The organism is Niallia sp. CD-39, from assembly GCF_059874745.1.
In genome coordinates this window covers 1,201,821-1,226,021 of sequence record NZ_JCBCPS010000001.1, presented here as the reverse complement: position 1 = coordinate 1,226,021, position 24,201 = coordinate 1,201,821, and the positions used below count along the sequence as shown (strand labels likewise).

General features: G+C 37.8%; 21 protein-coding genes and 1 other annotated feature. Of the genes, 17 read left to right on the top strand and 4 right to left on the bottom strand.

The annotated features are described in order from the left end of the window. Window positions 1-68 precede the first annotated feature (68 nt). From lonB to AC6F34_RS06225, 7 genes are all read left to right on the top strand, one after another. Complete coding sequence (lonB, locus tag AC6F34_RS06255) at window positions 69-1,739, top strand: ATP-dependent protease LonB (protein WP_500770038.1); 1,671 nt, start codon at window positions 69-71, stop codon at window positions 1,737-1,739. A 375-nt stretch (window positions 1,740-2,114) separates the two neighbouring features. Further along, on the top strand, window positions 2,115-4,442 hold the full coding sequence (gene lon / locus AC6F34_RS06250; protein ID WP_500770036.1) for an endopeptidase La: 2,328 nt from the start codon (window positions 2,115-2,117) through the stop codon (window positions 4,440-4,442). After that, window positions 4,439-5,020, top strand: a complete 582-nt coding sequence (yihA, locus tag AC6F34_RS06245; RefSeq protein ID WP_500770034.1) for a ribosome biogenesis GTP-binding protein YihA/YsxC — start codon at window positions 4,439-4,441, stop codon at window positions 5,018-5,020. Before lon ends, yihA begins: the two co-directional genes overlap by 4 nt. Window positions 5,021-5,414: 394 nt before the next feature. Next, entirely contained in the window at window positions 5,415-5,702 is a 288-nt protein-coding gene (locus AC6F34_RS06240) for a DUF5316 family protein (protein WP_500770032.1), read from the top strand. 222 nt (window positions 5,703-5,924) lie between these two features. Further along, entirely contained in the window at window positions 5,925-6,704 is a 780-nt protein-coding gene (locus AC6F34_RS06235) for a transporter substrate-binding domain-containing protein (protein ID WP_500770030.1), read from the top strand. 117 nt (window positions 6,705-6,821) lie between these two features. Next, window positions 6,822-7,433, top strand: coding sequence for an amino acid ABC transporter permease (locus AC6F34_RS06230; protein ID WP_500770173.1), 612 nt, complete (start codon window positions 6,822-6,824; stop codon window positions 7,431-7,433). 13 nt (window positions 7,434-7,446) lie between these two features. Continuing rightward, the gene (locus tag AC6F34_RS06225) at window positions 7,447-8,184 is read left to right on the top strand and encodes an amino acid ABC transporter ATP-binding protein (RefSeq protein ID WP_500770028.1); all 738 of its coding nucleotides are present in this window, start codon (window positions 7,447-7,449) and stop codon (window positions 8,182-8,184) included. Between the two features lie 62 nt (window positions 8,185-8,246). On the opposite strand, the gene AC6F34_RS06220 is transcribed toward AC6F34_RS06225, so the two are convergent. Further along, window positions 8,247-8,723 carry a hypothetical protein gene (locus AC6F34_RS06220; protein ID WP_500770025.1) on the bottom strand — a complete coding sequence of 159 codons (477 nt, stop codon included), beginning with the start codon at window positions 8,721-8,723 and terminating at the stop codon, window positions 8,247-8,249. A gap of 210 nt (window positions 8,724-8,933) precedes the next feature. On the opposite strand from AC6F34_RS06220, the gene hemA reads away from it, so the two are divergent. Genes hemA through hemL form a run of 6 tightly spaced genes read left to right on the top strand, consistent with a single transcriptional unit; the run spans window position 8,934 to window position 15,177 of the window. Further along, the gene (gene hemA, locus AC6F34_RS06215; RefSeq protein ID WP_500770023.1) at window positions 8,934-10,286 is read left to right on the top strand and encodes a glutamyl-tRNA reductase; all 1,353 of its coding nucleotides are present in this window, start codon (window positions 8,934-8,936) and stop codon (window positions 10,284-10,286) included. A 14-nt stretch (window positions 10,287-10,300) separates the two neighbouring features. Continuing rightward, window positions 10,301-11,128, top strand: a complete 828-nt coding sequence (locus AC6F34_RS06210) for a cytochrome C assembly family protein (RefSeq protein WP_500770021.1) — start codon at window positions 10,301-10,303, stop codon at window positions 11,126-11,128. A gap of 45 nt (window positions 11,129-11,173) precedes the next feature. Then, window positions 11,174-12,106 (top strand): hydroxymethylbilane synthase, encoded by a 933-nt coding sequence (gene hemC / locus AC6F34_RS06205; protein WP_500770019.1) that lies wholly within the window; start codon window positions 11,174-11,176, stop codon window positions 12,104-12,106. Between the two features lie 14 nt (window positions 12,107-12,120). Beyond that, entirely contained in the window at window positions 12,121-12,870 is a 750-nt protein-coding gene (locus tag AC6F34_RS06200) for a uroporphyrinogen-III synthase (RefSeq protein WP_500770017.1), read from the top strand. 10 nt (window positions 12,871-12,880) lie between these two features. Then, window positions 12,881-13,858: a porphobilinogen synthase gene (hemB, locus tag AC6F34_RS06195; RefSeq protein WP_500770015.1), complete on the top strand. Its 978-nt coding sequence runs from the start codon at window positions 12,881-12,883 to the stop codon at window positions 13,856-13,858. Between the two features lie 20 nt (window positions 13,859-13,878). After that, complete coding sequence (hemL, locus tag AC6F34_RS06190; RefSeq protein WP_500770013.1) at window positions 13,879-15,177, top strand: glutamate-1-semialdehyde 2,1-aminomutase; 1,299 nt, start codon at window positions 13,879-13,881, stop codon at window positions 15,175-15,177. Between the two features lie 54 nt (window positions 15,178-15,231). Here the strand turns inward: hemL and AC6F34_RS06185 are convergent, their stop codons facing one another. Together AC6F34_RS06185 and AC6F34_RS06180 are read right to left on the bottom strand one after the other, a co-directional pair. After that, on the bottom strand, window positions 15,232-16,173 hold the full coding sequence (locus tag AC6F34_RS06185) for an SDR family NAD(P)-dependent oxidoreductase (protein ID WP_500770011.1): 942 nt from the start codon (window positions 16,171-16,173) through the stop codon (window positions 15,232-15,234). A 57-nt stretch (window positions 16,174-16,230) separates the two neighbouring features. Then, complete coding sequence (locus tag AC6F34_RS06180) at window positions 16,231-16,809, bottom strand: TetR/AcrR family transcriptional regulator (protein ID WP_500770009.1); 579 nt, start codon at window positions 16,807-16,809, stop codon at window positions 16,231-16,233. 227 nt (window positions 16,810-17,036) lie between these two features. Between AC6F34_RS06180 and spoVID the strand changes: the two genes are divergently transcribed. After that, window positions 17,037-18,134, top strand: a complete 1,098-nt coding sequence (gene spoVID / locus AC6F34_RS06175) for a stage VI sporulation protein D (protein ID WP_500770007.1) — start codon at window positions 17,037-17,039, stop codon at window positions 18,132-18,134. A gap of 103 nt (window positions 18,135-18,237) precedes the next feature. Then, window positions 18,238-19,311 (top strand): spore coat protein YsxE, encoded by a 1,074-nt coding sequence (ysxE, locus tag AC6F34_RS06170; RefSeq protein ID WP_500770005.1) that lies wholly within the window; start codon window positions 18,238-18,240, stop codon window positions 19,309-19,311. An 18-nt stretch (window positions 19,312-19,329) separates the two neighbouring features. Here ysxE and AC6F34_RS06165 read toward each other — a convergent pair whose 3' ends face one another. Next, a complete protein-coding gene (locus AC6F34_RS06165; RefSeq protein ID WP_500770003.1) occupies window positions 19,330-19,686 on the bottom strand; it encodes a hypothetical protein in 357 nt (118 codons plus the stop codon). Between the two features lie 180 nt (window positions 19,687-19,866). Further along, window positions 19,867-20,108 (top strand) — a binding site (T-box leader). Window positions 20,109-20,155: 47 nt separating this feature from the next. On the opposite strand from AC6F34_RS06165, the gene AC6F34_RS06160 reads away from it, so the two are divergent. Both AC6F34_RS06160 and AC6F34_RS06155 read left to right on the top strand, forming a co-directional pair. Next, entirely contained in the window at window positions 20,156-22,801 is a 2,646-nt protein-coding gene (locus AC6F34_RS06160; RefSeq protein ID WP_500770001.1) for a valine--tRNA ligase, read from the top strand. Window positions 22,802-22,873: 72 nt separating this feature from the next. Continuing rightward, window positions 22,874-24,166 carry a bifunctional folylpolyglutamate synthase/dihydrofolate synthase gene (locus tag AC6F34_RS06155; RefSeq protein WP_500769999.1) on the top strand — a complete coding sequence of 431 codons (1,293 nt, stop codon included), beginning with the start codon at window positions 22,874-22,876 and terminating at the stop codon, window positions 24,164-24,166. Window positions 24,167-24,201: the final 35 nt, after the last annotated feature.

The following is a 24,201-nucleotide window of genomic DNA, read 5'->3' as shown; positions in this document are numbered from 1 at the left end:
TTTATTCCACTTTGCGAGAGGAGATACTAGCTTTTATCAGCTAGAACTTCAAAGCAGGAGGGAATATAATGACGTGGACGGGGATTGCATTAATTATCCAATTATTTTTTGGAGTAGTGATTGGATTATATTTTTGGAATTTATTAAAAAGTCAAAGAACACAAAAAGTTTCAATTGATCGAGAATCGAAGAAAGAAATGGATCAATTAAGAAAAATGAGGTCGATTTCGCTATCAGTACCACTTGCTGAAAAGGTAAGGCCTTCTTCTTTCGCAGATATTATTGGGCAAGAGGATGGAATTAAGTCATTGAAAGCAGCATTATGTGGGCCTAACCCACAGCATGTAATTATTTATGGACCTCCTGGTGTTGGAAAGACAGCAGCAGCACGACTTGTGTTAGAAGAGGCAAAGAAGAATCAGAAGTCTCCATTTAAGCCAGCATCTGTTTTTGTAGAATTGGATGCGACAACAGCAAGATTTGATGAAAGAGGCATTGCAGACCCATTGATTGGGTCAGTACATGATCCTATTTATCAAGGTGCTGGTGCGATGGGCCAAGCCGGAATTCCACAGCCAAAACAAGGTGCGGTTACAAATGCGCATGGAGGGGTATTGTTTATTGATGAGATTGGAGAGCTTCATTCCATACAAATGAACAAGCTTTTAAAAGTTTTGGAAGATCGAAAAGTTTTTCTTGAAAGCGCATATTACAACGAAGAAAACACACAAATTCCAACGCATATTCATGATATTTTCAAGAATGGGCTGCCAGCTGATTTTCGTTTAATTGGTGCAACAACACGTACACCTAATGAGATTCCTCCAGCGATACGATCACGTTGTATGGAAGTCTTTTTTAGAGAATTGACAGAGGAAGAAATTACGCAGGTTGCTAAAAATGCTGCCGATAAAGTAAAGCTTTCTATTTCGAACCACGGGTTACATACACTTGCATCTTATGCAAGAAATGGCCGTGAAGCTGTGAATATGATCCAAATTGCAGCAGGATTAGCAATTACAGAGGATCGAGATTTTATTAAAGACGAGGATATCGAATGGGTAGTACAATCGAGTCAGCTTACCCCAAGAATGGAACGTAAGGTTGAAAGTAGTCCTACTATTGGTCATGTTAATGGATTAGCTGTTCATGGTCCAAATACAGGTTCTTTATTAGATATTGAAGTAACAGTAATTCCTGCAAAGGAGAAGGGTTCCATTACGATTACAGGTATTGTTGAGGAAGAAAGTATTGGTGGTCAAAGCAGATCGATTAGAAGGAAAAGTATGGCAAGAGGATCAATCGAAAATGTCATTACTGTACTAAGAACAATGGGTGTTCCCGCAGATGAATATGATATTCATGTGAATTTTCCGGGTGGAGTACCTGTAGATGGTCCATCGGCTGGTATAGCGATGGCAACCGGTATTTACTCTGCCATTTATAAGTTGCCTGTTCATCATCATGTTGCGATGACTGGTGAAATTAGTATACATGGATTTGTTAAACCAGTAGGTGGAGTTTATCCGAAGGTGAAGGCTGCTAAAAAAGCAGGCGCAGAGATCGTGATTATACCAAAAGAAAATGAACAGTCTGTTTTAAAAGAAATCACCGATATTAAAGTAATTCCTGTTAGTAACTTTCGAGATGTGTTGAATATTGCAGTTCAGCATCAAGGGTATGTAAAGGAAACAAAACTCCCACATTTATTTGAGATTGAACAAAAAGAATCAATGTAGAAAGAGATTAATACTTTCGGTTTGATAAGAATGACCAAACCGAAAGTTTTTTTCTAAGAAGGCCATTTTGTTATGTACAGACAATTTCAAATGAAGCCTCATCTTAGAAAGACTGAATAATAGAAGATATTATCAGCGAATTTCAGAGCTAAATCATAGCAATCAACCTTGCCATTATATATACTTTTAATACAAATCATCCTTTGTATGACTTTAGTATGGGTTTTAGTCACTATTTTCGAGTATGAGTGATAAGCAATTCTGTGATGAATTGTTGAAAAATCTCTATACGTAAACAGTCGACACTATTAGATAAATAGGATAGAATTGTACAAAGAAATGAGCATAATTGATAAAGATTGTGGAGGTAGTCATATGACGAAAAAGGAAGAAATCATCGTCCCCCTCCTGCCACTTCGAGGTCTACTTGTTTATCCAACAATGGTCCTTCATTTAGATGTGGGACGTGATAAATCAGTACAGGCACTTGAAAAAGCAATGGTAGATGACCATTACATTTTTTTAACAACCCAAAAGGATATCTCAGTTGATGAACCTACTTGGGATGATTTATTTGAGATGGGCACTTTAACACGTGTAAAGCAAATGTTAAAACTCCCGAATGGAACGATCCGTGTACTTGTAGAAGGTATTAAACGTGCAAAGATTACTGAATTTAACGAAGAAGAGCCGTTTTTTTCTGTTCGAGTATCTACATTTGAAGATAATCCTGAAAAGGATGTAGAGTCCGAAGCATTAATGAGAACGCTACTTGATTACTTTGAACAATACATAAAAGTTTCGAAAAAGATTTCTACTGAAACATTTACATCAGTGGCTGATATCGAGGAACCAGGGCGCTTAGCGGATATTATTTCGTCACATTTGCCGTTGAAGCTAAAGGAAAAGCAAGCTATATTAGATACCCTAGATATTAAAGAAAGATTAAATCAAATAATCGAGATCATTCATAATGAAAAAGAAGTATTAAACCTTGAGAAGAAAATTGGTCAACGTGTTAAAAAGTCAATGGAACGTACGCAGAAGGAATATTACTTACGAGAACAGATGAAGGCGATCCAAAAAGAACTTGGGGATAAAGAGGGAAAAACTGGCGATGTAGCCGATCTAACCGCTAAAATTGAAGAAGCTGGAATGCCAGAACATGTTCAAATAACAGCTTATAAAGAATTACAAAGGTATGAAAAAGTTCCAACAAGTTCCGCTGAGAGCTCAGTTATTCGTAATTATTTAGAATGGCTTGTTTCATTGCCATGGAGTAATGCGACAGAAGATGATCTTAACATTCATAAGGCTGAAAAAATCTTAAATGATGATCATTATGGACTGGAAAAGGTAAAAGAAAGAGTTCTGGAGTATTTAGCGGTACAAAAGCTGACGAATTCCTTAAAAGGACCGATTCTTTGTTTAGCGGGCCCTCCAGGGGTTGGGAAAACAAGCTTAGCAAGATCGATCGCGGCTTCATTAAATCGCAAATTCGTTCGTGCCTCATTAGGAGGGGTACGTGATGAATCTGAAATTCGTGGGCATCGCCGTACATATGTAGGTGCAATGCCAGGTCGCATCATTCAAGGGATGAAAAAAGCGGGTACAATTAATCCAGTTTTTCTTTTAGATGAAATTGATAAAATGTCCAATGATTTTCGTGGAGATCCATCTTCAGCGATGCTTGAAGTCTTGGACCCTGAACAAAATCATAATTTTAGTGACCACTATATTGAGGAAGCCTACGATTTATCAAAAGTAATGTTTATTGCAACAGCGAATAATCTCAGCACGATTCCGGGTCCACTTCGCGACAGAATGGAAATCATTACAATTGCGGGGTATACAGAGTTAGAAAAAATTCATATAGCCAAGGACCATCTTCTTCCTAAGCAAATAAAGGAGCACGGTCTAACGAAAGCACAACTTCAATTGCGAGAAGACGCGATCAAGAAATTGGTTCGTCATTACACAAGGGAAGCTGGAGTTCGTGGCTTAGAGCGTCAATTAGCAACAGTTTGTAGAAAAACTGCAAAAATCATCGTCTCTGGTGATAAAAAGAGAGTTGTAATCTCTGAAAAGAATTTAGAGGAATTTTTAGGTAAGCCGAAATTTAGATACGGTCAGGCTGAGATGGAAGATCAAATCGGTGTAGCAACAGGGTTAGCCTATACGACTGTTGGTGGTGATACGCTGCAGATTGAGGTTTCGCTTTCGCCTGGTAAAGGGAAGCTTGTTCTAACCGGGAAGTTAGGAGATGTCATGAAGGAATCTGCTCAAGCTGCCTTTAGTTATATTCGTTCAAATGCAGATACTCTTGGAATTCCAGCGAACTTCCATGAGAAAAATGATATTCATATTCACGTTCCAGAAGGAGCTGTCCCAAAAGATGGACCGTCTGCTGGGATTACGATCGCAACTGCGTTAATATCGGCTCTATCAGGTAAGCCAGTGCGAAAAGAGGTAGGAATGACCGGAGAAATTACGTTAAGAGGCCGAGTGTTGCCAATAGGTGGGCTAAAAGAAAAATCACTAAGTGCACACCGTGCGGGCTTAACGAAGATCATTTTACCGAAAGATAATGAAAAAGACATTGATGACATTCCTGAAAGCATTCGCGAAGATCTAGAATTTGTGTTAGTGTCACATTTAGATGAAGTGTTAAAGCATGCAATACAGGATGGTGGAAAAGAATGAAAGTAACATCTTCAGAAATAGTCATCAGTGCTGTTAAGCCAGCGCAGTATCCAGAAACAGCCCTTCCAGAATTTGCATTAGCGGGCCGTTCAAACGTTGGAAAATCTTCTTTTATAAATAAAATGTTAAATCGTCGTGGGTTAGCTCGAATCTCTTCAAAGCCAGGCAAGACCCAAACGTTAAACTTTTATTTAATCAATGAGATACTGCACTTTGTTGATGTACCAGGTTATGGTTATGCAAAGGTATCGAAAAAAGAAAGAGAAGCATGGGGAAAAATGATTGAAACGTATTTAACGACAAGAGAGCAGCTAAAGGCTGTCATCATGATTGTCGATCTAAGACATCCCCCATCAACCGATGATGTGATGATGTATGGATTTCTAAAGCATTACAGTATACCATGCATCATTATTGCCACAAAAGCGGATAAAATTCCTAAATCTAAATGGCAAAAACATTTGAAAGTAACGAAAGAAACGTTAGAAATCGAGGGTGATGACCCAGTCGTTCTCTTTTCCTCTGAAACAGGGCAAGGTAAGGACGAAGCTTGGTCGGTTATTAAATCATATATGTAAGTGCAAAAAGGCCGGAATGAATTTCCGGCTTGAGATTGTAGACAAAGTCGATTTCGACTTTGTCTACATTTTTTTCGTAGTACTTTTTGATAATAAGAGAAACCCTCAGAATGTCTTGAAAACGCTTGTCAGACTAGGCGTGCGGTCGAATGAAGACCCGAATAGAACACACGGTTCATGAGAGGACGAGTGAGACAAACAACGACGTATGCGAGCGTTTGTCAACAGTCTGAAGCCGGAATGAATTTCCGGCTTTTTTGTATGAGGAATTTTAGAAATATCATTATTTTCTTAAAAAAGTATATACAATCAAGCTTTAGAAAAATATACTATTAAGAAACCATTTAAAAAGAATGAAAATAAAGAAAATTCAAATAGATATGGAGGGCAAATCATGAGAAGATGGATGTTTACTGGAGTGACTGTTGCTTTGCTACTATCGTTACTTAGCTATTTATTAGATGATCGCAATATTGCGATTTATGTTTCTGGAGCAATAGGTATTGGTTCTATGTTAATTAGCTCAATGTTATTAAATGTTTTTACTGGAAATCAACCAATGCGTTCAAACATTGCTGCTGAAACAGTAGAGGGAAAAAGAAACCGAATGAATGCTGCATTCCGTTTAGGAGTCTTCGCGTTACCGAATATACTTGTTGCCACGACATTCATCCTCTTATAATCTCTAGCACTACTCAATCTCTTAAAAGGTTCTATCCATAAAAAATTCACATATTCTTATATAAAAGGCATATCCAAAAAAGGATATCCTTTTTAGTTGGCAATGCTAGTCTACAGGCGCTACATGTACTAGTACATCGCCTGTTTCTATTATTTACTATGTTTATCCTTTTTTTAAAAGGGTATTTACCATTGTAGATATAAAAAGGGGGAATTTAGAAAAGTGAAATTTTTAACGCAAGGTTTAGTTGCAGGTGGTTTGTTGGTTCTACTATCAGCATGTGGATCAAGTGAGGGTGCTGAAGGAACGGGTCTCGTTGAAGAAGGAAAGTTTACATACGCTTCCTCTGGTGAATTTAATCCTTTTTCTGTGACAGAAGCAGATGGAACGATGAGTGGGTTCGATATTGAAGTAGGAGAAGCGGTTGCTGCTGAATTAGGACTTGAGCCGGTTCAAATGAAATTTAAGTTTGGTGGGATTGTAGAGGGAGTTAGAGCTGGGCGCTTTGATGCTGCTGTTGCAAGTCACTCAATTACAGAAGAGCGTCTACAAGCTGTGAATTTCTCCATCCCATATTACTATTCTGGGCCACAAATTTATGTTCGGCCAGATAGTGATATTGAAACATTGGAAGACTTAAATGGATTGGAAGTAGCTGTTGCAAGAGGTACGACCTATGTAGAAACAGTCTTATCGGTAACGGATAATGTAGCATATTACGACAGCGATGTTGTTGCCTTGGAATCATTAAGCATGGGTAAACATGATGCTGTCATTACAGATTTTGTGACTGGAAGTGAAGCAATTGGTGCTGGCATGAAAATAGACGGTCGTGACCTATTAGGTGTGAGTGAACAAGCGATTGCTGTTTCGAAAGATAATGAAGAGTTACTAGAAAAGATAAATGCAGCATTAGAAACTTTGCACGAAAATGGGACACTGAAAGAAATTAGTGAAAAGTATATAGGAGAAGACATTACCGTTGATCCAAATCAAGAATAGTCAATTGTGGGCGAATGAGGTTCCATTCGCCCCTTTTTAAATTGTAAACGGTGAATTACAACAGGATGGAGGAGGATCAATGTGGATTTACTAACAAGATTTATTGAATCATATCCAATGTTTTTAAAAGGGATGCTACTTACATTCCAATTAACAGTTGTTTCTGTCATTATTGCAATTGGGATCGGGCTTGTATTTGCATTAATGAAGATATCAAAAGTGAAGGTTCTTGAGTGGATTGCCGATGTTTACATATTTGTCGTACGTGGAACACCGCTCGTTGTCCAAATTTTTATCTTCTATTATGGACTAACAAACTTAAATATATCAAGCTTCTGGGCAGTTGTGCTAGGCTTGGCCTTTCATAACGGTGCCTATATTGCCGAGATTTTTAGAGGAGCCATTCAGTCGATTGATAAAGGACAAACTGAGGCTGGCCGATCATTAGGAATGTCACATGGATTAACGATGAGAAGAATCATCTTGCCACAAGCAAGCAAACGAGCGCTCCCGCCTTTAGGGAATCAATTCATTATTGCCGTAAAGGATTCTTCCTTGGCCTCGTTTATAGGAATGCATGAATTATTTAGTGTTGCTACGACACAAGGATCAATCTACTACAATTACATGGATTACTTATTAATCGTCGCTGTTTATTATTTAATTCTCGTGCTATTCTTCTCGTCAATTGTTCGTCTAATGGAAAAGAAAATGGCGATAAGTGATTAAAGGGGGAAGAAAAATGAGTAAAGAGACAATGATTGAAGTGAAAAAGTTAAATAAATCTTTTGGTTCACTCCATGTATTAAAAGATGTAGATATGACGGTAAAGGAAAGTGATGTCGTCTGTCTAATTGGTGCAAGTGGTTCTGGAAAGAGTACATTGCTTCGATGCATGAACTTTTTAGAAATGAAGGACAATGGGGAAATCATTGTGGAAGGAGAACAAGTAGAGCAAGAAACTCATGATTTTAACAAAGTGCGCGAAAAGGTCGGCATGGTGTTTCAGCATTTTCACTTGTTCCCCCATAAGACGGTACTAGACAATGTAATGGAAGCTCCTATCTATGTAAAGAAACTTTCTAAAGAGGAAGCCAAAAAAGATGCGCAAGCATTATTGGCGAAAGTAGGGCTATCAGACAAAGAAAATGTATATCCATCCAAGTTATCTGGTGGACAGAAGCAGAGGGTTGCAATTGCCAGAGCGCTTGCCATGAAGCCAGATATAATGTTATTCGATGAGCCAACATCTGCACTAGATCCTGAGTTAGTAGGGGAAGTATTGGCTACAATGAAGGAGCTAGCTGAAGAAGGGATGACAATGGTTGTTGTTACCCATGAAATGGGCTTTGCAAAAGAGGTTGCAGACTGGGTTGTTTACATGCATGACGGACGCATTGTAGAGGTTGGACATCCAAAAGATTTATTTGAACAACCGAAGGAAGAGCGCACAAAAGCATTTTTAGATTCCGTCTTATAAAAAATGGATAAATAGAAAAGGACAGGTAATGATAAAACATATCACCTGTCCTTTTTTATGGTCTACTTTTTTATAAGCGCAATGAAACCTGCGATGATGAGTAAAAGTGGCCAAAATGAAAGGAGGAAATCTGTCATCGTTTCTATTCCTATTAATTGTATAAATGTATCTTTGAATAGGAGTAATACAGCAGCAGAAAGGAAAATAACTCCGTGCAATAAACCAGTCCCGGTTTTTAAGTAGCGTAGCAACAACCCGAGAGCAATCATAAGCAAGATGCTACTTGTATGACTAGCCAAAATCTCAAGATGTTCTACCAAATGAAAGTGCAACCCAATCCCTGTGAAGAGAACACCAGGTAAGATGGCTTCTGCCTGATTTCCTTTGTAGCCCTTCATTAAGAATGCAATGCCAATGAGTAAAATGAGCGTATACCATGTTAAATACGGGTGTATTACAGGTAAGGAAAATTGCTTTAATAGAAAGAAAAACCCTACCCCGATTAAAAGTACACCATTAAAGATTTTTTCACTTTTCATTTTTTTTCACTTCCAATCGTGTATACTTGAATAGTTGTCATTTTTTTGATAATGTACATAAAGGAATAGTTTTTATTTAATAATAATTGTAATTTAGAAGATATGAGTTAAATTCATCATCTGTTCACAATTTGAAAAGTTGTGACATTAACTACCGTGATATAATTATACTAGCATTTTTCTGATTTTTTGTAGGGGGTTTCTACTATTATGCATATGATTGTTGTTGGACTAAATTATAAAACCGCCCCTGTTGAAATTCGCGAACGTTTGACATTCAACCCATCGCAACTTGGGGAAGCGATGCAGGCTTTGCAACAAAAGAAAAGCATTTTAGAGAATGTCATTATTTCAACATGTAACCGAACGGAGATTTATGCAGTTGTCGATCAATTGCATACTGGCCGCTATTATATTAAAGATTTTCTTGCTGAGTGGTTCAATTTAGATAAAGATGATTTTACACCATACTTGTTTATTTATGAACAAGAAGGCTGTGTTGAACATCTTTTCAAAGTATCCTGTGGTTTGAATTCGATGGTACTCGGAGAAACACAAATTCTCGGTCAAGTTAGACAAAGTTTCCTTTTAGCACAAGAAGAAGAGGCAACTGGTACGATTTTTAACCACCTGTTTAAAGAAGCCGTCACAGTTGCAAAAAGAGCTCATACTGATACTGATATCGGTGCAAATGCTGTTTCTGTTAGTTACGCAGCAGTAGAATTAGCAAAAAAAATCTTTGGCTCCATTGAAAATAAGCATGTGCTTATTTTAGGCGCAGGTAAAATGGGTGAGTTAGCGATCCAAAACCTATATGCAAATGGTGCGAGCAAGGTGACCGTTGTAAATCGTACGTTTGAGAAGGCAGTCGATTTAGCAAAGAAATATGATGGACAAGCAAAATCTCTACAAGAACTGCAATGTGCATTGCTTGAAGCAGATATTTTAATTAGTTCAACAGGTTCGAAAGACTTTGTCATTACAAAAGAAATGATGGTACATGTTGAACGCTTGCGTAGAAAGCAATTATTTATGGTCGATATTGCTGTGCCTCGTGATTTAGATCCTGCACTTGGCGATTTAGATAGCGTTTTCCTATATGATATTGATGATTTAGAAGGAATCGTTCAGGAAAATATGAAAGAAAGACAAAAGGCCGCTGAAAAAATTGAACTCATGATTGAGGAAGCGATTGTACAGTTCCAACAATGGTTAAATATGCTCGGTGTGATTCCGGTTATATCAGCATTGCGAGAAAAAGCACTCTCAATACAATCTGATACGATGGACAGCATCGAGAGAAAACTTCCGAATTTAACAGATCGTGAACGGAAAATATTGAATAAACATACTAAAAGTATTATTAATCAAATGCTAAAAGATCCAATCTTACATGCGAAGGAAATGGCAGGTAAACGGAATGCTGATGAGGCATTGGATCAATTTATTAAGATTTTTAATATCGGCGAATTAGTCGAAGAACAAAAAATGGATAAGCAAGAGCAGACTCAAGTGAAGAAACATGTGAAAATCCATGCACAACAACCTTCCCTTCAACATTAGGAGAGATCACGCCTATGCTCGATATATATATGACAAGGTTGCATGAGTTCACATTATTCATCTATGCAATCACTGTACTTTTATACTTTATTGATTTCTTACATCGTAACCGGAAGGCAAATACTACAGCCTTCTGGTTACTTGCGTTTGTTTGGGTGTTACAATCAGGGACGTTTATTTACTATATTTTTCATATTGGGCGATTCCCTGTACTAAATGTCATAGAAGGCCTCTATTTTTATACATGGGTTTTAATTACATTATCATTGATTTTAAATAAGTTATTACGTGTAGATTTTATCGTCTTTTTTACAAATGTCATTGGATTTATCGTCATGGCGGTCCATACGTTTGCCCCAGGTCAATTTGGATCACCGATTATCGCGGATAAAATGGTTTCGGAGCTCTTATTGATTCATATCACATTTGCGATTTTATCTTATGGCGCTTTTTCATTATCATTTGTTTTTTCCCTTCTGTATCTCATACAATATAAATTGTTAAAACAGAAGAAATGGTCCATTACACTGCAAAGAATACCAGATTTGAATTCTTTAGAACGACTAAGCTATATTCTTAATTTAATTGGTGTACCACTCTTAATGTTTAGCTTAATTCTTGGGATTCAATGGGCATATATTAAAGTTCCTGATATGATTTGGTTAGATTCAAAGGTGCTTGGCTCCCTGTTAGTCCTTATTTTATATAGTCTGTTTCTATTTATGAAAGTAAAGAGAGGACTGTATGGGAAGTCACTTGCCTATTTAAATATTGCATCATTTTTACTCGTACTTATTAATTTCTTTTTATTTGGGATATTATCAAGTTTTCATTACTTGTAACGAATGAATATGCGTTGTTTGCATCAAATTTAGGAGGCTATTTAGATGAGAAAAATAATCGTTGGTTCGAGAAGAAGCAAGTTAGCATTAACACAAACGAATTGGGTTATCCGTCAGCTACAAAAAATCGCACCGGATTACGAATTTGAAGTAAAAGAAATTGTAACAAAAGGTGATCAGATCCTAGATGTAACACTTTCTAAAGTTGGTGGAAAAGGATTATTTGTTAAAGAGATTGAGCAGGCGATGCTTGATAAAGAAATTGATATGGCTGTACATAGTATGAAGGATATGCCAGCAATCCTGCCAGAAGGATTAACGATTGGAAGCATACCTGAGCGTGAAGATCATCGCGATGCTTTGATTTCAAACGGACATGTAAAATTAGCCGATTTAAAAGCAGGATCAATTGTTGGGACAAGTAGTTTAAGACGTGCAGCACAGATTATGGCGATTAGACCAGACTTAGAAATTAAGTGGATCAGAGGAAATATCGACACGAGATTAAACAAGCTTGAAACAGAAGGGTACAATGCAATCATCTTGGCGGCAGCGGGTCTATCTCGTATGGGTTGGTCTAAGGAAGTGGTAACGGAATATTTAGATGCAGATCTTTGCTTACCAGCAGTTGGTCAAGGAGCACTATCAATTGAATGCCGTGAAGGTGACGAAGAGCTTCGAGCCATTTTAGATGCATTTACTTGTGAGGAAACGAGTAGAACAGTGACGGCTGAACGTGCGTTTTTACATAAGATGGAGGGTGGCTGCCAAGTGCCAATAGCAGGTTATGCGACGTTAACAAAGGAAGGAAACATTTCTTTAACTGGATTAGTCGGTTCTCCTGATGGGAAAACATTAATCAAGGAAATGGCCATTGGAAGAGACCCACAAAAGGTTGGACAAGAGGTCGCTGACCAAATGATTAAAATGGGAGCTAAAGAACTCATTGATCTTGTGAAGAAAGATCTTGAAAAATGATAGGATCGAAACCATTGCAGCATAAAAGCGTACTTGTTCCACGTGGGAGAGATCATGCAAAATCAGCATCAGATCTAATAACTTCCCTCGGTGGAATACCGGTTGAAATCCCATTGCTTTCGTTTCGAAGTAGCCTTTCCAATGAAGAGAAAATGGATTTATATCAGTCATTTGTTACATTTGACTGGGTGATTTTTACGAGTGAGGTAACGTACTCAACAGTCTTCCCACCAGAACAAATTGAACAGACACGATTGCTTCCAAAAGTTGCAGCAATCGGGAGTAAAACTAAAGAAGTGCTTGAAAGGGATAAAATAAAGGTGGATTTTATTCCGTCAAAATATGTTGCTGAAGCATTTGTAGACCAATTCGTTCTTATAGCAGATCCAAGTTCTTCGGTCTTGTTGCCGAAGGGGAACTTGGCACGAGATTATATTGCTTCAGCCTTAACTGAAAAAGGTTTTAATGTTGTTGAAGTCGTGGTTTATGAGACATTTTTTCCAGAAGAAAGCAAAGTCGCATTAACCAATTGCTTAAAAAGAAAAGAGCTTGATGTTGTTCTTTTTACAAGTCCTTCAACGGTGGATCATTTTCTAGAGGTGCAGGGAATACAAGCTGAAAAAGGTGATTATTTAATCGGCTGTATTGGACCTGTGACTAAGAAACGGGCAATCGAACGTGGTCTGTCTGTTCATGTAATGCCAGACTCATTTACAGTCCATGATTTAATTATGCAGGTTTGTCATTATCTTCAAAAAAAGTAGGAGGTTCATTATGAATATGAGATTTAATCGTCATCGCAGGTTACGAAAAACGGCCAATATGCGAGCCTTAGTAAGGGAAACGAAACTACAAGTTGAAGACTTTATCTATCCTATTTTTGTAGCAGAAGGTGAAAACATAAAAAGAGAGATTCCTTCAATGCCAGGCATTTATAATTTATCTCTCGACCATTTAGCAACAGAAATGGATGAGGTTGTTTCACTAGGAATTAAATCGGTTCTATTGTTTGGAATTCCGAAAGAAAAGGATGCATGTGGAACTCAAGGCTTTCATGAGCATGGAATTGTCCAAGAAGCAATACGCATGATTAAGAAGAACTATCCTGATGTGATCGTCGTTGCTGATACATGTTTATGCGAATATACAGATCATGGACATTGTGGAATTATTGAAAATGGTGAAGTATTAAATGATGAATCACTTGAATATTTGGTGAAAACAGCGATCAGTCAAGCGGAAGCTGGTGCGGATATTATTGCACCTTCCAATATGATGGACGGTTTTACGACAGCTATTCGAAATGGGTTGGATGAAGCAGGATATGAGCAAGTTCCAATTATGTCCTATGCAGTGAAATATGCTTCCGCATTTTATGGTCCGTTCCGTGATGCTGCGGATAGCACACCACAATTTGGGGACCGCAAGTCGTATCAAATGGATCCAGCGAACCGCCTAGAGGCGCTGCGTGAAGCGGAATCGGATTTAATGGAAGGCGCTGATTTCCTCATCGTAAAGCCGGGGATGCCTTATTTAGACATTGTTAGAGATGTGAAAAACAATATTAATTTGCCACTTGTGATTTATAATGTAAGCGGGGAGTATTCCATGGTTAAAGCAGCTGCACAGAACGGTTGGATTGACGAAGAGCGCATCGTTCTTGAAATGCTAACCGGAATGAAGCGTGCTGGCTGTGATTTAATCATCACATATCATGCAAAAGATGCGGCAAAGTGGATCACAAAACAATAAACGATGGAAAGAGGGATTTCATGCGTACATATGATAAATCTATTGCTGCTTTTACAGAGGCAAAAGAATTGTTACCAGGTGGGGTAAACTCACCAGTTCGTGCATTTAAATCAGTCAAAATGGATCCAATCTTTATGGAGAGAGGAAAAGGATCAAAAATCTATGATATTGATGGCAATGAGTACATTGATTATGTGTTGTCATGGGGACCACTTATTTTAGGTCATGCCAATGATCAAGTTGTGGAAGGCATTAAAAAGGTTGCTGAAAGTGGGACGAGCTTCGGTGCACCAACTGAGCTCGAAAACAAAGTTGCTCAACTTGTCATTGATCGCGTACCTTCGATTGAAATGGTACGGATGGTTTCTTCAGGTACGGAAGCAACGATGAGTGCATTACGTTTAGCTCGTGGTTATACTGGCAGAAACAAAATCATGAAATTTGAAGGCTGTTACCATGGACATGGGGATTCTTTGCTGATTAAAGCGGGATCTGGGGTAGCAACATTAGGTTTACCTGATAGCCCTGGGGTACCAGAGAGTATTGCAAAAAATACGATTACAGTCCCTTATAATGATTTAGAAAGCGTAAAAGCTGCATTTGACCAGTTTGGTGACGATCTTGCCGGTGTCATTGTTGAGCCTGTGGCAGGAAACATGGGGGTTGTTCCTCCACAAGAAGGTTTCCTTCAGGGGTTAAGAGAGATTACCGAGCAGTATGGTACAGTCTTAATCTTTGATGAAGTTATGACCGGCTTCCGAGTTGATTACAACTGTGCACAAGGATATTACGGTGTGACACCTGACCTGACTTGCTTAGGAAAAGTAATCGGTGGAGGACTACCAGTAGGTGCCTACGGTGGAAAACGTAAAATTATGGAACAAATCGCTCCATCTGGTCCGATCTATCAAGCCGGAACACTATCTGGTAATCCATTGGCAATGATTGCAGGTTATGAGACATTAAGTCAGTTAACACCAGAATCTTACCAAGAATTTGCACGCAAAGCAGATTTATTAGAAGAAGGACTATCTCTTGCTGCGAAGAAGTATAACATTCCACATACAATCAACCGTGCAGGATCAATGGTAGGTATCTTCTTTACGGATGAAGAAGTTGTAAACTATGAACAAGCAAAAGCATCTGACCTAGATTTATTTGCTTTCTACTATCGTGAAATGGCAAACGAAGGTGTGTTCTTGCCACCATCACAATTTGAAGGGCTATTCCTATCAACCGCTCATACAGATGAAGATATTAACAAAACAATTGAAGCTGCAGAAAAAGCATTTGCGAAGTATCATAGCGAGCAAGAGTAATTATTTTTAAATCAACTAAGCTGACCATTTAATAACGAATGGTCAGCTTTTTACTTATAAATATCTATTTTGTAGTAGCATCCATTCATATGTTTCTTTTAATGCTTGTTTATAGGGTGTATGGGGCAATGGGCCAACATTTAATTCATATTTCTGTCCATTTAATAGGATAGGTCTTTCTGTTAGATACATCATTTCTGACAATTCTCTCATAAAAGGAGAAAAGACTCCTAAAAATGCAATCATTTCTTTTGAAACGACTCGAATGTTCTTCTTGTAGTTCGCTAATTCTCTTATGATAGATAGAATATCTTCACCAGTAATTGGATGAGGTGATGGTATATTCCAATTTTGACTATATGTATCGGAACGAAGTGCTAAAGTAATGATTGCTTTTGCAGCATCATTTGTGAAAAGAAACTCTCTAGCAACCATTTTATCTCCAATATAATTAGCTTTTTTATCTACAATTACATTTTTTAATGTTTCGTGAAGGAGAGTATTTTCTGCATTCGGTCCAAATAGATCAGGTAAATGGGCAATGAGGTAAGGCAAATTACTTTCTTTGATTTTATTTTCCATTATCAATCGAATTTCCCCTTTTTTTGTATGAGGGTTTTTATTAGCATCCTCTGTGATAATAGAATCATGAATTCCATAAGCATATACATTATCAACTAGAATCAACTTAGCATTTTCCATCTTTGCAGCGGCAATCATATTTTCAATGATCTTCTCGTGTGAATGTTTCCATTGATGATAAGGCACATTGATTGCGTGGAAAATAGTATCTACCCCCTTGCAAGCATGTTGTAATTCCTCAAGGTTTAATCCATCTCCAGGAATAATTTTAACATTGTGCATATGCTGAAAATGGTGTTCTAGCTTCGTTTTATCTCGAGAGAATGCAATGACCTCGATGTTGTGATTTACTAATTCATGTACAAGTGCATATCCAATACCGCCTGTAGCACCTAAAACAATCGCTTTATTCATTTTAGTACCTCCTTTTTATTGACCGGTGGTTAATAAAAGCTAAAAATGGAGCTCTTATCAATCTTGTTGATGAAGAGCTTTTAGTAAAAATAAAATATGTAAATGTGCAGAATCTTTGGCTTCTTCAAAATCACGTACATTTCCAATATAATGTAAGACAAAACCGTGTAAGGAGATAAATGTAGAATAGGGTTCATTCAATTTCAGTTTATTATTCATAAACTCCTGTACACTCTGAGAAAATTTAGCATAGCTAAGATTGGAGGCTTCATGTATTAATGTGTTGACTTCAGTGTTTTTTGTTAAAAACATCAGCTTATATTGACTTTGGTGATTTAGGCCAAATTTTATAAAACCCTCAAACAGATCATAAAGCTTTGATTTTGAATCCCTGTCTGAGTAAGCAACTTCATCGATGAGATTGTTTAGATTCTTGAAGTCTGCAGAAATAATCGCATAAAACAATTCAGCTTTGTTTTTATAATGATAGTACAAAGCTCCATGAGTGCAACCAATATTTCGAGCTATACTCCGCATGGAAACTTGGAAATAGTCTTTTTCTGAGAATTGAGAACGTGCTTCGATTAAAATTACATCTTTTGTGATTTCTTGAGATGAAGGTTTTCTAGGTGACATATTTCCTCCATAAACTTTATTAACCGCTGGTCAATTTTATTCTAATTCAAATCATTTGGAAAAACAAGTGAAAATTTTAAAAGATTAAGATAAAGGAATAGGTAGAATTCCGTTTTGATCTACAAGCAATTGGTATGATGTATTTTCTAATCATAATCATACATTTCATCACATAAATTGATAATGACATAGTGATTTAAAGAAATGAATTGAAGGGAGGAATCGCTTTGTCTCAAGAATATCAATCAAGCTTACGCTTTTCATTAGAGGAATCAGTATGGTTCCAAAGAGGACAGGAAGTATCGCAATTAATTTCGATTTCATTAGACCCTAACATTACAATTCAAGAACGAGATCAATATGTAACGATTCAAGGTGCACTTGAGTTATCAGGAGAATATGAAAAAACACAAGGTGAGTTTTCTGAACAAGAGCAACATTCGAAAACAAAGTTTGTTCAAACAGTGATGGATCGCAATGATGGAACTTGTGAGTTTACTCATTTCTTCCCTGTAGACATTACGATTCCGATTAATCGTGTACGTTCACTAGAAGAAATCAATGTTGAAATTGAATCGTTTGATTATACGTTTCCAGAAAGAAGCTGTATGAAGTTAAATGCTAATTTGTCTATTACTGGATTGTATGGGGAACAACAGGTTGAGCAAGTTGAAGCTGAAAATGACTTCAGTTATGAAGAGGAAGAAGAATCGGAAGTTTGGGCACAGCCAAGAGAAGAAGAGGAAGAATCGGAAGTTTGGTCACAGCCAAGAGAAGAAGAGGAAGAATCGGAAGTTTGGGCACAGCCAAGAGTAGAAGAGGAAGAAGAACATGACGATTTCGTTACGGAGCTTCCAATTGCAAAGAAAGAAGAAGGAGAAGAAACATTTGAGCCTTTTACAGTTGAAGCGAAGAAGGAGCCTGAGCTTGTAGCAAGCGATACAAGAGAAGAAAAAGAAGAAATTCCAGAGGTAACTTATGTTTCTCAGCGCTTCGAACAAACCATTCATCCTCCACAAGAGGAAGAGGAAATGGTCGCAGAAGAAGTTCAGACCGAAGAATCATCGAGTGTTGAAGTGAAAGGGAAGAAGAAGGCGAAAAATAAAAAGAGCATGACGTTAACAGAGTTTTTCGCGAGAAAAGAAGAGAATGATGTTGCAAAATTAAAGATTTGTATCGTGCAGCAAGGAGATACTCTTGATGGAATTGCGGAAAGGTATGAACTACCAGTGTCTCAGATTCAAAAAGTGAATCAGCTTGAATTAAATCAGGATATTTATGAAGGGCAGGTTTTATATATTCCAGTCGTTGTTGCTCATTCATAAGCGTGGGCGGGGGCGGATAATTTACGTAGTTATCCGCTTCTTTCTTTTGATACGTGATTCGATCTTCTTCACTCGTATTGTTATTTGAAAGAGAGTGATCGTTGTGGAAAAAGAGAATTTGCTTAAACAACTAGGCCCTATTTTAAAAAATTATGATGTTAAGGCTAATTTTATTGAGGACTTTGGTAAAGTAAAAAAAGTTTATAGTTCAAAAGGCGTTTTTGCATTAAAAAAAGTTGATCCTCATTATGGTGCTGATTTTATTCGGCATATTCAATCGTTGTACCAAAAGGGCTATCACAGAATTGTCCCGATCTATCCAACAACAGATGGACGATATGCAGTATTAACCAGGCAAACGATGTATTATTTAATGCCGTGGCTTGCCAATGAAGAAAAGGAAGATCGTTCCGAGCGTCAGCAGCAAATGTTTCGTGAGTTGGCAAGGATGCATGTACTGTCATCACATGAAATTAAAATGGATGCAGAAACACGAAGTGAACATTATGAAAACACATTGCTGGAGTGGGAAAAGCAAAAGGAGTTTTTAGAAGGATTTATTGAGGAATGTGAAAGAAAAGACTATATGGCTCCATATGAACTTTTATTTTGCGTATATTACAATGACATCGTTCAAGCAATTAAGTACTCAGAAGATAAGATAAAGGAGTGGTATGAGCGCACAAAAGAGGAAGAAAAAGCTAGGGTTGTGATCAACCATGGCAAGTTGTCACCCGAACATTTTCTTTTTGATGATAGAGGCTATGGGTATTTCTTGAATTTTGAAAAAGCAAAGAATGGCTCACCGATACACGACCTATTGCCGTTTATATCGAGATCATTAAAAACTTATCCGAAGCGTGCTGATGATGTTGTGGAATGGTTTTATACGTATATGAAGTACTTTCCGTTAAGAGAAGATGAACTTCTCTTATTTCAAAGTTATTTTGCGCATCCTGGTCCTGTATTGCGAGCTGCTGAGAAATATTTTAAAGAGGGTAAAAGGCAAAAAGGTGAAAGAAGAATGGTTCAACAGCTTCAACGGCAGTTTTGGCTATTAAAAAACACAGAATATGTCATTATGAGAATTGAAGAGACGGAACAACAAAAGAAAATAGCTGCAGAGCAGGCGGCACAGGCTGCTGCACAAGCAGAAGAAGGTGGGGCCCAAAGTTAAAGATCGATTGGGCTCCATTTATTTTTCTTCTCTATGCAAGATGATCTCCTTTGCCTCTAAATTTCTACTCTCTTTATTTTCACTAATTTTTGCCGGTTTCTTAAGAATAATCGATACCTCTTCGCCATTTTCAATATCATGTAAAGCAATTTTTTGACCATCATCAGACTGAAGGGTCGTTTGATCATCGATCGAGACATTACAGGAATACGCGATTAATTCCTTTGGTTTCATTGTTTTTGGAAGGTAGTTTGAACAATCGATGACAATGCGGTTTTCATTTGCATATACCTCTGCTTGTCCTGTTAATGAGGCTGTTTCATTCGTGCAGCTTGTCAAAAACAATAAACAGCCAATCAGTAGTAAGTATTTCATCCTCATCCACCTTTCGTAAGGTTTATCTTTTAGTTATTCCATTTTTATTCCATAAATCCTTTGCTCATTCCTGCTTCGGAATACATATACATAGTAAAAACGTATATTTTTCGAAAAAGATGAGAATGATATTGACGAAAACGGTTAGTATTCGATACTATATCTAATATAACAAAATAATAAATCGCTTTGAGAGGGAAGAGTACAGTGATTGTTCACCTTTAAGAGAGAGAAACCATTTGGTGGGAGGTTTCTTAAGGAAGATGCATTGGAAGGTCGCCCTTTAGCTTCTTTTCTGAACAACCAATAGGTTCATTAGGAAAAGACGGGAAATCCGTTATCTATTTTAAGAGTCAATGAATCGTATTTATGATTTATTGAAAAAAAGGTGGTACCGCGAAGCAGCTCCATTCGTCCTTTACGACGAGTGGGGTTTTTTGTTTTTTTTGAACACGAAAGGATGATAAAAATGGAACAAAAGGACATTTCAATGCCAACGAAATATGATCCAATTTCAATTGAGCAAGGACGTTACGAATGGTGGTTAAAAGGAAAGTTTTTCGAAGTGAAAAATGATGAAAAGAAAGACCCTTATACGATTGTTATTCCGCCACCAAATGTTACCGGTCGATTGCATTTAGGCCATGCTTGGGATACAACTTTACAAGACATCATTACACGTATGAAGCGTATGCAAGGCTATGATGTATTATGGCTACCAGGAATGGATCATGCGGGGATTGCGACACAAGCAAAAGTGGAAGAAAAATTGCGTAGCCAAGGGAAAACTCGTTATGACCTTGGAAGAGAAGCGTTTGTAGAGGAAACGTGGAACTGGACGAATGAATACAAAGGTCATATTCGTGAACAATGGTCAAAGCTTGGTCTTGGGTTAGACTATACGAAAGAACGTTTTACATTAGATGAAGGTCTTTCTAAGGCGGTAAATAAAGTATTTGTTTCGTTGTATGAAAAAGGCTTGATCTATCGTGGTGAATATATCATTAACTGGGATCCAGCTACAAAAACAGCGCTATCTGATATCGAGGTTATTTATAAGGATGTTCAAGGTGCATTTTACCATATGAAATATCCGTTGGCTGACGGCTCTGGTCATATTGAAGTTGCGACAACTAGACCAGAAACAATGCTTGGCGATACCGCAGTAGCCGTTCACCCAGAGGATGAGCGCTACAAGCATCTAATTGGTAAGAACGTTCTTCTTCCAATTGTGAATCGTGAAATTCCGATCGTTGCAGACGATTATGTAGATATGGAATTTGGTTCTGGTGCAGTTAAGATTACACCAGCACATGATCCGAATGACTTTGAAATCGGTAATCGCCATAACCTGGAACGAATTCTCGTGATGCACGAAGATGGAACGATGAATGGAAAAGCTGGTAACTACGAAGGCATGGATCGTTTTGCTTGCAGAAAGCAAATCGTAAAAGATCTACAAGAAGAAGGCATTCTTTTCAAAATTGAGGATCATATGCACTCAGTTGGTCACTCTGAGAGAAGTGGAGCAGTCGTTGAGCCATATCTTTCAACACAATGGTTCGTTAAAATGCAACCACTAGCGGATGCTGCAATTGATCTGCAACAAAGTGATGATAAAGTAAACTTTGTACCAGGACGATTTGAAAACACATATTTACGTTGGATGGAAAACATTCGAGATTGGTGTATTTCACGTCAACTATGGTGGGGACACCGTATTCCAGCTTGGTATCATAAAGAAACTGGCGAACTTTATGTTGGTGAAGTAGCTCCAGAAGACAGTGACAACTGGAAACAAGATGAAGACGTATTGGATACTTGGTTCAGCTCAGCGTTATGGCCGTTTTCAACAATGGGGTGGCCAGATGATCAATCCTATGACTTCAAGCGTTACTACTCAACAGATGTATTAGTAACTGGCTATGATATCATCTTCTTCTGGGTATCACGCATGATTTTCCAAGGTCTTGAGTTTACGGAAGAACGTCCATTTAAAGATGTATTGATTCATGGATTGGTTCGAGATGAGCAAGGTAGAAAAATGAGTAAGTCCTTAGGGAACGGTGTTGACCCAATGGATGTTATTGATCAATATGGGGCGGATTCATTACGTTACTTCCTATCAACTGGAAGCTCTCCAGGTCAGGATTTACGCTTTAGCATGGAGAAGGTAGAATCGACGTGGAACTTTGCTAATAAAATTTGGAACGCCTCACGATTCGCTTTAATGAATATGGAAGGCTTAACTTATGAGGAAATTGATCTTACTGGTAAAAAATCTGTAGCAGATCAATGGATCTTAACGAGATTGAATGAAACGATTGAAACAGTAACGAGATTATCTGATCGCTATGAATTTGGAGAAGTTGGCCGAGCGTTATACAACTTCATCTGGGATGACTTTTGTGATTGGTATATTGAGATGGCGAAGCTGCCATTATACGGAGAAGATGAGGAAGCGAAAAAGACGACGAGATCGGTGCTTGCTTACGTACTTGATCAAACAATGCGTCTGTTGCATCCATTTATGCCATTCATCACAGAAGAGATTTGGCAAAACCTCCCTCATAGCGGTGAATCGATTACAACAGCAAAATGGCCAATCGTTAATCCTGAGTTAACCAATGAGGAAGCGGCTGCAGAAATGAAACTATTGGTGGAGATTATCCGTTCTGTTCGTAATAGCAGAGCAGAAGTAAATACACCAATGAGCAAGCAAATCAACATGATCATCAAAGCGAAGGACGAAGGAATTGTCGAGAAGCTTGAGAAAAACCGCCAGTATGTTGAGCGCTTCTGTAATACAGAAAACTTGCAAGTTTCAACAAATGTAACTGCACCAGATAAGGCGATGACATCTGTCGTTACAGGTGCTGAGATTATCCTACCACTCGAAGGACTAATCAATATTGAAGAGGAAATTGCACGTCTGCAAAAAGAGTGGGATAAGTTGAACAAAGAAGTAGAGCGTGTTCAGAAAAAACTTGGAAATGAAGGCTTCATCAAAAAGGCGCCAGAGAAAGTAATTGAGGAAGAACGAGCAAAACAAGCCGATTATTCCGATAAAAGAGCAGCTGTTGAAGCAAGGATGAATGAACTAAAAGCTGAGTAAAAATTTAGACGAACCCATTGTTGGGTTCGTCTCCTTGTGTAAAGAACCAAAAAAATTGAAAAGGAGTTTTCCATGTTTCATACTTATAGTGAAGCTTTAGCCTGGGTTCAAGCACAACTGAAGTTCGGGATAAAGCCTGGTTTAGAACGAATGGAATGGTTATTAGATAAAATAGGAAACCCTCAGCACAATGTGAAAACGATTCATATTGGGGGGACAAATGGGAAAGGGTCAACAGTCACATACCTTCGCAATATCCTTGAGAATGGAGAATATACAGTTGGAGCATTTACATCTCCTTATATCGAGCATTTCAATGAGAGAATCTCGATTAATGGTAGATCAATTTCTGAAGATGATTTTGTTCTTGCAGCAAATGCCCTATTTCCCTATGTCCAAGAATTAGAGAATCATCCACTCGGAAGCGCAACAGAATTTGAAATCATTACGGCAATTTCTTTTTATTATTTTGCCAACATAAAAGAAGTTGATTTTGTCCTATATGAGGTTGGGCTTGGTGGAAGATACGATTCTACGAATGTAATTACACCGTTACTTTCCATCATTACGAATATTGGTAAGGACCATATGTCCATTTTAGGAGATACTTACGAGAAAATCGCCTATGAAAAGGCGGGCATTATTAAATCATTTGTACCGATCATTACAGCTGCTAGTCAACAAGAAGCACTAACTGTCATTCGAAATTCGGCATCTGAGTTAAACGCACCGTTATACTGCTTGTATGAGAACTTTACTGTTGAGGAGCATGCATCAACATCTTCAGGAGAACGCTTTGTATTTCAATATGAAAGCAGTAGGGTTCAGTGTGAAATTAATATGGTCGGACATCATCAAATTGAAAATGCGTCATTAGCTCTTATGGCAATTACTTTATTAAATAACCAAGGAACTATACAGATCGAAAAAGATGCAATAATAGAAGGGCTAAAAAAATCGTATTGGCCAGCTCGATTCGATGTTATATCCAAAAACCCGACAATTGTTGTAGATGGAGCCCATAATGTAGAAGGTGTTCGTGCCCTAACACTTGAGTTAGAAAAGCGATATCCAAATAAGAGAAAAGTAATTGTTTTTGCTGCACTTAAAGATAAGCCAGTAGAAGAGATGATAGGACTACTTGATGAGGCAGCAGATCAATTGAGCTTTATTTCATTCGATTTCCCTCGAGCAGCACAGGCTAACGATTTAATAAAAGCCAGTAATCATCCGGATAAAAGAGTGTTACAGAATTGGAATGAAGAGATACAAGGCTTGATACAAGAACTAACAGAGAACGATCTTCTCGTAATTACAGGTTCCTTATATTTTATTTCTCAGTTTCATCAATTCTTATCAAAATGATGAATATTTCAATTTTTACATGTGACAAGTACGCT

What these genes read in the sequence shown, in the direction of transcription:
- lonB (WP_500770038.1), top strand. Translation starts at nt 69, where the DNA reads ATGACGTGGACGGGGATTGCATTAATTATCCAATTATTTTTTGGAGTA.
- lon (WP_500770036.1), top strand. Translation starts at nt 2,115, where the DNA reads ATGACGAAAAAGGAAGAAATCATCGTCCCCCTCCTGCCACTTCGAGGT.
- yihA (WP_500770034.1), top strand. Translation starts at nt 4,439, where the DNA reads ATGAAAGTAACATCTTCAGAAATAGTCATCAGTGCTGTTAAGCCAGCG.
- AC6F34_RS06240 (WP_500770032.1), top strand. Translation starts at nt 5,415, where the DNA reads ATGAGAAGATGGATGTTTACTGGAGTGACTGTTGCTTTGCTACTATCG.
- AC6F34_RS06230 (WP_500770173.1), top strand. Translation starts at nt 6,822, where the DNA reads ATGTTTTTAAAAGGGATGCTACTTACATTCCAATTAACAGTTGTTTCT.
- AC6F34_RS06225 (WP_500770028.1), top strand. Translation starts at nt 7,447, where the DNA reads ATGAGTAAAGAGACAATGATTGAAGTGAAAAAGTTAAATAAATCTTTT.
- AC6F34_RS06220 (WP_500770025.1), bottom strand. Translation starts at nt 8,723, where the DNA reads ATGAAAAGTGAAAAAATCTTTAATGGTGTACTTTTAATCGGGGTAGGG.
- hemA (WP_500770023.1), top strand. Translation starts at nt 8,934, where the DNA reads ATGCATATGATTGTTGTTGGACTAAATTATAAAACCGCCCCTGTTGAA.
- AC6F34_RS06210 (WP_500770021.1), top strand. Translation starts at nt 10,301, where the DNA reads ATGCTCGATATATATATGACAAGGTTGCATGAGTTCACATTATTCATC.
- hemC (WP_500770019.1), top strand. Translation starts at nt 11,174, where the DNA reads ATGAGAAAAATAATCGTTGGTTCGAGAAGAAGCAAGTTAGCATTAACA.
- hemB (WP_500770015.1), top strand. Translation starts at nt 12,881, where the DNA reads ATGAATATGAGATTTAATCGTCATCGCAGGTTACGAAAAACGGCCAAT.
- hemL (WP_500770013.1), top strand. Translation starts at nt 13,879, where the DNA reads ATGCGTACATATGATAAATCTATTGCTGCTTTTACAGAGGCAAAAGAA.
- AC6F34_RS06185 (WP_500770011.1), bottom strand. Translation starts at nt 16,173, where the DNA reads ATGAATAAAGCGATTGTTTTAGGTGCTACAGGCGGTATTGGATATGCA.
- AC6F34_RS06180 (WP_500770009.1), bottom strand. Translation starts at nt 16,809, where the DNA reads ATGTCACCTAGAAAACCTTCATCTCAAGAAATCACAAAAGATGTAATT.
- AC6F34_RS06165 (WP_500770003.1), bottom strand. Translation starts at nt 19,686, where the DNA reads ATGAAATACTTACTACTGATTGGCTGTTTATTGTTTTTGACAAGCTGC.
- AC6F34_RS06160 (WP_500770001.1), top strand. Translation starts at nt 20,156, where the DNA reads ATGGAACAAAAGGACATTTCAATGCCAACGAAATATGATCCAATTTCA.
- AC6F34_RS06155 (WP_500769999.1), top strand. Translation starts at nt 22,874, where the DNA reads ATGTTTCATACTTATAGTGAAGCTTTAGCCTGGGTTCAAGCACAACTG.